The sequence below is a fragment of the Corynebacterium sp. HMSC22B11 genome, assembly GCF_001815965.1.
Lineage (GTDB): Bacteria > Actinomycetota > Actinomycetes > Mycobacteriales > Mycobacteriaceae > Corynebacterium.
Genome location: NZ_KV823518.1, coordinates 1 through 6,731 on the forward strand (window position 1 = coordinate 1; position 6,731 = coordinate 6,731).

6 protein-coding genes and 1 pseudogene are annotated in these 6,731 nt (G+C 63.1%); 2 read left to right on the forward strand and 5 right to left on the reverse strand.

Annotated elements, in window-relative coordinates; translation table 11 throughout:
• Nucleotides 1-233: 233 nt before the first annotated feature.
• The 4 genes from murA to HMPREF3088_RS09015 all read right to left on the reverse strand — a co-directional run bounded on the left by murA (nt 234) and on the right by HMPREF3088_RS09015 (nt 4,255).
• The gene (gene murA / locus HMPREF3088_RS09000) at nt 234-1,490 is read right to left on the reverse strand and encodes a UDP-N-acetylglucosamine 1-carboxyvinyltransferase (RefSeq protein WP_070759590.1); all 1,257 of its coding nucleotides are present in this window, start codon (nt 1,488-1,490) and stop codon (nt 234-236) included.
• 128 nt (nt 1,491-1,618) lie between these two features.
• Nucleotides 1,619-2,494: a LuxR C-terminal-related transcriptional regulator gene (locus HMPREF3088_RS09005; RefSeq protein WP_070759592.1), complete on the reverse strand. Its 876-nt coding sequence runs from the start codon at nt 2,492-2,494 to the stop codon at nt 1,619-1,621.
• 336 nt (nt 2,495-2,830) lie between these two features.
• On the reverse strand, nt 2,831-3,406 hold the full coding sequence (locus tag HMPREF3088_RS09010) for a DUF2505 family protein (protein WP_070759595.1): 576 nt from the start codon (nt 3,404-3,406) through the stop codon (nt 2,831-2,833).
• 75 nt (nt 3,407-3,481) lie between these two features.
• Nucleotides 3,482-4,255, reverse strand: a complete 774-nt coding sequence (locus HMPREF3088_RS09015; protein ID WP_070759597.1) for an enoyl-CoA hydratase-related protein — start codon at nt 4,253-4,255, stop codon at nt 3,482-3,484.
• Nucleotides 4,256-4,470: 215 nt separating this feature from the next.
• Between HMPREF3088_RS09015 and cysK the strand changes: the two genes are divergently transcribed.
• Together cysK and epsC are read left to right on the forward strand one after the other, a co-directional pair.
• On the forward strand, nt 4,471-5,406 hold the full coding sequence (cysK, locus tag HMPREF3088_RS09020) for a cysteine synthase A (RefSeq protein ID WP_070759599.1): 936 nt from the start codon (nt 4,471-4,473) through the stop codon (nt 5,404-5,406).
• A 223-nt stretch (nt 5,407-5,629) separates the two neighbouring features.
• Nucleotides 5,630-6,202 (forward strand): annotated as a pseudogene (gene epsC / locus HMPREF3088_RS09025) (serine O-acetyltransferase EpsC); the annotation flags it as partial.
• Nucleotides 6,203-6,337: 135 nt separating this feature from the next.
• Here the strand turns inward: epsC and HMPREF3088_RS09030 are convergent.
• Nucleotides 6,338-6,631: a GNAT family N-acetyltransferase gene (locus tag HMPREF3088_RS09030; protein ID WP_070759603.1), complete on the reverse strand. Its 294-nt coding sequence runs from the start codon at nt 6,629-6,631 to the stop codon at nt 6,338-6,340.
• Between the last annotated feature and the right edge of the window lie 100 nt (nt 6,632-6,731).

Sequence of the window (6,731 nt, forward strand, 5' to 3'; positions counted from 1 at the left end):
TGAACCAGAAGCAAACCGGAGAAAAACTCACGATAACTTCTCTGTTCACCAAAGACAGTGATAAGAAAACAAGACCGAAAGGGAAATCCAACCACCCGGCATCAGCGCCGGCGACCTTGCAGATCAATAATCTACACACAGCCCACAACAAACACAAAACCCCAGGTCAGAGTTCCTTCCGACCCAGGGTGTTGGTGCTTATGTCCCGCGTTGAGCGGTGTCCGACTGCGCTATTAGCGCTCCACGCGGCGAATGTCCGCGCCGAGACTACGCAGCGTGCCCACGAAGTCCTCGTAGCCACGATCGATGTGATAGACGTCGTGGACCTCGGTCTCACCATCGGCAATCAGCCCGGCGAGCACCAGCCCCACCCCGGCACGGATATCCGAGGACCACACCGGTGCAGACGACAACTGACGTCCTCCCCTAATAACCACGTGGTGACCATCGACGCTGGCGTCCGCGCCAAGACGGACGAGCTCGTCGACGAAGCGGAAGCGGGATTCGAAGATGTTCTCCGTGATCACGCTCATTCCCTCCGAGGCCACGCAAAGCGCGATCGCCATCGGCTGCAGATCAGTCGGAAAGCCGGGGAAAGGAAGAGTCTGATAATCCACCGCGGTGGGCTTAGATTCCTGCACCACGCGGAAGCCAGTCGGGTAGGTCTCCACGCGTGCGCCGGCGAGCTTGAGCTTCTCCAGCGGAAGGTGCAGGTGCTGCGGGTCGATGCCGCCAACGGTGACGTCCCCCTGGGTGATCGCCGCAGCATACGCCCACGTGCCGGCGACGATGCGGTCACCGACCACCTCGTGCTCGACCGGGTGCAGCTTCTCCACCCCGGTGACGGTGATGACGTTCGATCCCCCGCCCTCGACCTTCGCGCCCATTTCGTTGAGCATGTTGCACAGGTCGACGATTTCCGGTTCGCGGGCCGCGTTATCCAAAACGGTGACGCCATTAGCCAGAACCGCTGCGGTCAAGATGTTCTCCGTCGCTCCGACCGAGGGGAAGTCGAGCTTGATTTCAGCTCCGTGCAGGCCACTGGTCTCTGCAACCACGCAACCGTGCTCAATGCGGGTGGTGGCTCCGAGCGTCTCCAGTCCGGTCTGGTGCATATCGAGGGGGCGGGAGCCGATGGCGTCGCCGCCGGGGAGAGCGACTCGCGCACGGTGGCAGCGTGCGGTCAGTGGGCCAAGGACGGCGACGGATGCGCGGAACTGGCGGACAGCGTCGAAGTCGGCGTCGTGATTGATCTCCGCCGGGACGTCGATGACGACGGTGCCGCCGTCGAGCTCGACGTCGCAGCCGAGGCCCCGAAGGACGTCCGCCATGTAGGGGACGTCCGAGATCTGCGGGCAGTTCTTCAGGACGGTCCGGCCCTCGGCGAGCATGGCGGCGCTCATGAGCTTAAGCACGCTGTTTTTCGCGCCGCTGACTTTCACTGCGCCCTGCAGCCGGGCGCCTCCATTCACCACAAAACTGTCGTTCACAACAGCCAAGGATACGCGTTAAAACCTTCCAGAGCTGCCGACCGACGCCCCGTGGCGTGTGGCCCGGATATCAAGCGGGACGGCGGAGGCTCCGCGTGACCACTGTGTTTTTAAAGCAGAGCGGTGTTTTAAGGCAGGGCGCCGATGCGGCGGGCAGCATTAACGGCCTCATAGCGGGTGTGGGCACCAAGCTTGCGCATGACGGAGCGCAGGTAGCTCTTCACGGTTTCCGCGCCGATGCCCATCTCCTCCGCGGCCTCGACGTTCGTGTGGCCGAGGGCGACGCAGGACAGGACGTCCAGCTCGCGGGCAGACAACTTGGTGGTCTGCTTGACGCGGACTGGGGAGACCATCTGGGTGCACAGTGCCTCCAGGTCGCGGCGAAGGGTCTCGTCCTCCACTCGGCTGGCGAGCATGCGCAACTTGGAGTGGGTTGCGCGGACCTGCTCCCATTCGGCGCTATTCAACGAGCCGGAGGGCTTCGGGGCATCCTCGGCGGACTTGCCTTCCGAGGCTGCCTGCGCGGGCTCACCGGAGGCACGCTCGCGCATCGCCTCGGTGATAGCGAGCTCCTGCTCGAGGCAGCGGGCGGTCATGGTCACTTCCTCCAGGACCTTATCCCCCAGGCGAGCTCGGGAGTGGATGCCGGCGTAAAGAACGCCCCGTAGCGAACGGCTCACGATCACTGGCACGGCAACGAGCGAGTGCAGGCCTTCATCGCAAATGAGGGAGTCGTACTCGTGGCTGATGGCCTTGGCTCGGGTGTAGTCGGAGACACCTACCGGACGCCGGGTGGCCATAACGCGTCCACCGACGCCTGCTGCGCTGACCACCTCGAGGTTTTCCAACGCGGGGGTACGAAGCCCGATCCAGTTGACGATCTGGAGCTTCTTCGGGCTTTTGACTTCCCCGTACATGGTGACGGGGATTGCCGTTTGCGCCTTGAGGTAGTCCAGAGCCTTCTGGACTGCCTGATCGTCATCGCTAAGACGCCGCTTTTCCACGGATCACTCCCTTGTGCGTGGGAAGTCCACCGCGCAGGGCGCGGCGCTTCCCCAGCGACCAACCACGAGCACCGGTTTAGCGCGGCCGATGCTCCTGGCACTGTTACTCAGCGGCCCGGCCGGCGCGGGGCGCCAAAACGGGCCGAAGTTTTTCCACCAAACACTCCCCCTTTTAGGGGCTAGCAGGTAGTCAAGCAAAGTATAGATCACCCGCTAACTACCCCCAAAATCCCCCCGATAAAGCGAAAACCGCCCGTACGCCAAGCCCTTCATCAGGGAACGCACAGGCGGTTAGCAGGATCCATACGCTGGACCCCACTCACCCGGTTCTTCACGCTAGCGGCGGGATAGCCCCTCCGCTTCGATGCGCGCCAAGCCCTTGTCGATGGTGTTATCCGCATCGCCCAGGATCTTGCGCGCGATCATGCCGCCGACCATCGGAACTGGGACACTCACGTCCACCGATACTTCGATAACAACGTCGCTGGACTGCGGGTCCTTGCGCTGAGGCGTGTAGGTGAAGAGCATGCGCATCTCCCCCAGCCCCTGCGGGAGGGGCATGGCGGTTTCGGCCACGCAGGTCTCCCCCGTCAGCGGTTCCACCGTGGTGGTCTGCTGGAGACGCATCGGCTGTTTCGGCTGCCCCTCGCCCGACTCGCCCGCAGCCCCGTCGGCCGCCTCGGCAGCCGCCCCGGCGCCTTCGGCTGCAGCTCCTGCAGGTGTGATCTCGACCTGAAGCTGGGCTGTGACCTGCCCCTCCGGAGTCCGGGCGATGTCCGAGTCGACAATCTCGACCGTGGAGCCATCTGTGGGCTGGTCTACGTGCAGCAGGTACTCCTCGCTGCTCAACACTCCGTGCGCCTCTGCTGGCGAGAGCGCGATCGTCCTCTTGAAGGTCTTCTTCTTAGCCATGTTTCCTAGTGTGCCCCGTCGTTTTCTCAAAGCCTAAGCCCGCTCACCCCGCAACCGCCGGACGAACGGCGATCCTTAGCGGTGCTGCCACTCCGGCTTGCGCTTCTCCACGAAGGCGGCCATGCCTTCCTTCTGATCCTCCGTGGCAAACAGGGACCAGAACGCATCGCGCTCGCTGAGCAGCCCTTGGCGCAGGGTGGTCTCGTAGGCGGCGTCCACCATGTCGGTCGCGGCGGTGGTAGCAACCTTGGACATGCCCGCAACCTTGGCGGCGACTTCCTGGACCGCTTCGTCGAAGCCCTCGACGGGCAGCACGCGGGATACGAGGCCGGAGCTCTCCGCTTCCTGTGCATCCATCATGCGGCCTGTGAGGATCAGATCCATCGCCTTAGCCTTGCCCACCGCGCGGGTCAGGCGCTGGGTGCCACCCATGCCCGGGATGATGCCCAGGGTGATTTCCGGCTGGCCGAACTTGGCCTTCTCGCTCGCCAGCAGGATGTCGCCGATCATTGCGACCTCGCAGCCGCCGCCGAGCGCGAAGCCGTTGACAGCCGTGATGATTGGGGTGGAGACCTGCGCGACGCGCTCCCACTCCAGGAACATCTTCTTCTGACGGATCTCGGGGTAGGTCTCGGACTGCATCTGCTTGATGTCAGCGCCCGCGGCGAAGGCTTTATCGCTGCCAGTGATGACAATTGCGCCGATATTCGGATCCTGATCGAAGCCCTCAACCGCGTCCACAACGGCGTGCATGAGCTCGCTGTTGAGCGCGTTGAGCGCCTCCGGGCGATTGAGCTGGATCGTGGCGACGCGGTTATTGGTGCTGGTGAGGATGACGTTCTCGCTCATCGTGACCTCTCTTCTTCTGGGGTATGCGGATGAAGCTGTTTCGCTGTTTTCTTCCGCTGCCCATTGTGCCCATTTTTGTTAGGGACGTCACCAGCTTGGCCAATTCCCGTCTTCACCATTGCCTCACAACCCCAAGGGCGGGTATCATAACGGGTAGACAGATCAGTCTATTTCACTTCAGGCTGATTCGCAACCAGGAAAGGTAAACCAGAAAAATGGCAAAGATTTACGAGAACATCACCGAACTCATCGGCAATACTCCGCTGGTCAAGCTCAACAAGCTCACCGAGGGTTACAAGGCTGATGTGCTGCTGAAGATCGAGGCCGCCAACCCAGGCAACTCCGTGAAGGACCGTATTGGTCTGGCTATCGTTCAGGCTGCCGAGGACGCCGGCGAGCTCAAGCCGGGTGGCACCATTATCGAGGCAACCTCCGGTAACACCGGTATCGCACTGGCCATGGTCGGCGCGGCTCGCGGTTACAAGGTTGTGCTCACGATGCCAGAGACGATGTCTAACGAGCGTCGCATCATGCTGCGCGCTCTTGGCGCCGAGCTGGTGCTCACCCCAGGTTCCGCCGGCATGCAGGGCGCTGTCGATAAGGCTAATGAGCTGGTCGAGTCCACCGAGAACTCCATCCTGGCTAGCCAGTTCAAGAACCCGGCCAACCCGAAGAAGCACTACGAGACCACGGGCCCGGAGATCTTCGAGGACACCGACGGCAAGGTGGATATCTTCGTCGCCGGCATCGGCACCGGTGGCACCATCTCCGGCGCCGCGAAGTACCTGAAGGAGAAGAAGGAGAGCATCGAGATCGTCGGCGTCGAGCCGGAGGATTCCCCGCTGCTGACCGAGGGCCGCTTCGGCCCGCACAAGATCCAGGGCCTGGGCACCAACTTCTTCCCGGAGACCCTCGATAAGGATGTCCTCGATCGCGTGATCGACGCTCCGCTCGAGGAGGCCGTGAAGACTGCCCGCGAGCTCGCGGTCTCCGAGGGCATCCTGGGCGGCATCTCCGGCGGCGCAGCCGTCTGGGGCGCACTGCAGGAGGCTCAGAAGCCGGAGAACGAGGGTAAGACCATCGTCGCGATCCTGCCGGACTTCGGTGAGCGCTACGTCTCCACCCTGCTCTTCGAGGACCTGCGCGACTAACAGAGGCAATCATCCGGGCTCATTCGAACCCCGGATCCAGCCCGCTCAACCTCTGCACGCCACCGCCGTTGGCATCCGGAATTAAAGTTTCGGGAATACGCCACGGCGGTGGCGTGCTGCATATGATGAGTATGCTTCCCTCCAACTGATGAAATGGCCCGCTGGGACACCCAACCCGGCAGCACAGGGAGCAAAAAATCGATGTGAAGAAAGAGGATCGCGCGTGAGCATTTTTGCCACGATCCGGGAGGATCTGAAGAACGCCCGCCTGCACGACCCCGCCGCACGAGGCGATCTGGAAAATGCCATCGTGTACTCCGGGCTCCACGCCATTTGGGCGCACCGCGTGTCCCACAAGATGTGGAAGCGCGGCTGGAAGGGGCCAGCGCGAATCCTGGCGCAGTTCACCCGCTTCCTGACGGGCATCGAAATTCACCCTGGTGCGACGATTGGTCGGCGCTTCTTCATCGACCACGGCATGGGCATCGTCATCGGCGAGACGACGGAGATTGGCGACGACGTCATGCTCTACCACGGGGTGACCCTCGGCGGACAGGTGCTGACTCAGACGAAGCGCCACCCAACGATCGGAAACGGTGTCACTGTGGGCGCGGGCGCGAAGGTGCTGGGCCCGATCACGATTGGCGATAACTCCGCCATTGGTGCCAACGCCGTCGTGACGAAGGACGCGCCCGCTGACTCGATCCTCACCGGTATCCCGGCGAAGGTGCGCCCGCGCCAGAAGGACCAGCGCACCCCGCTGGTGGACGCGGTGCACTGGGTCGCGGAAATGCAGAAGAGGAGCCCCGCCGAGGGATCGGGCGACGCGGGAAAAAATACCGCGAATGAGCCCCCGAGCGCGGCCGGTGGCGACGGCTCGAAGGCCGCCCCGTCAAGCCCCGATAACGACGTCGACGGCGCCGTCTAGGACCTACTCGACGACGAGGTCGCCGTAATCGTCCTGGTTCTTCTCGACGAATCCCGCCACGGCCGAGCAGGTCGGGCGAACCTTCAGCCCCTCCTCGCGGGTGGCATCCAATGCCGCTGCGATGAGGGGCTTTGATAGTCCCTGGCCCCGGAATGCCGGGTCCACGACGGTGTGATTGAAGTCGCGGACGCCGTCGGTGTCCTCGAATGCGGCGAAGCCTGCCTGCTCGCCGTCCACCTCAATGACGAAGCGGTCGGCTTCCTTGCGGACCTGTCGCTGGGAATCGGATGCGGTCATGGCAATCCCCTTTCGCTGGGTTGGATTCGCCCACCGCGCGGGGCAGGCCTTGAACCTGCGATTTTAGGGTTAAGGGTCAAAAAGTGTGTCCGGAATCGCC

Coding starts and splice junctions, on each gene's coding strand:
- HMPREF3088_RS09015 (WP_070759597.1), bottom strand. CDS start 4,255: ATGAGCGAGAACGTCATCCTCACCAGCACCAATAACCGCGTCGCCACG.
- HMPREF3088_RS09010 (WP_070759595.1), bottom strand. CDS start 3,406: ATGGCTAAGAAGAAGACCTTCAAGAGGACGATCGCGCTCTCGCCAGCA.
- HMPREF3088_RS09030 (WP_070759603.1), bottom strand. CDS start 6,631: ATGACCGCATCCGATTCCCAGCGACAGGTCCGCAAGGAAGCCGACCGC.
- cysK (WP_070759599.1), top strand. CDS start 4,471: ATGGCAAAGATTTACGAGAACATCACCGAACTCATCGGCAATACTCCG.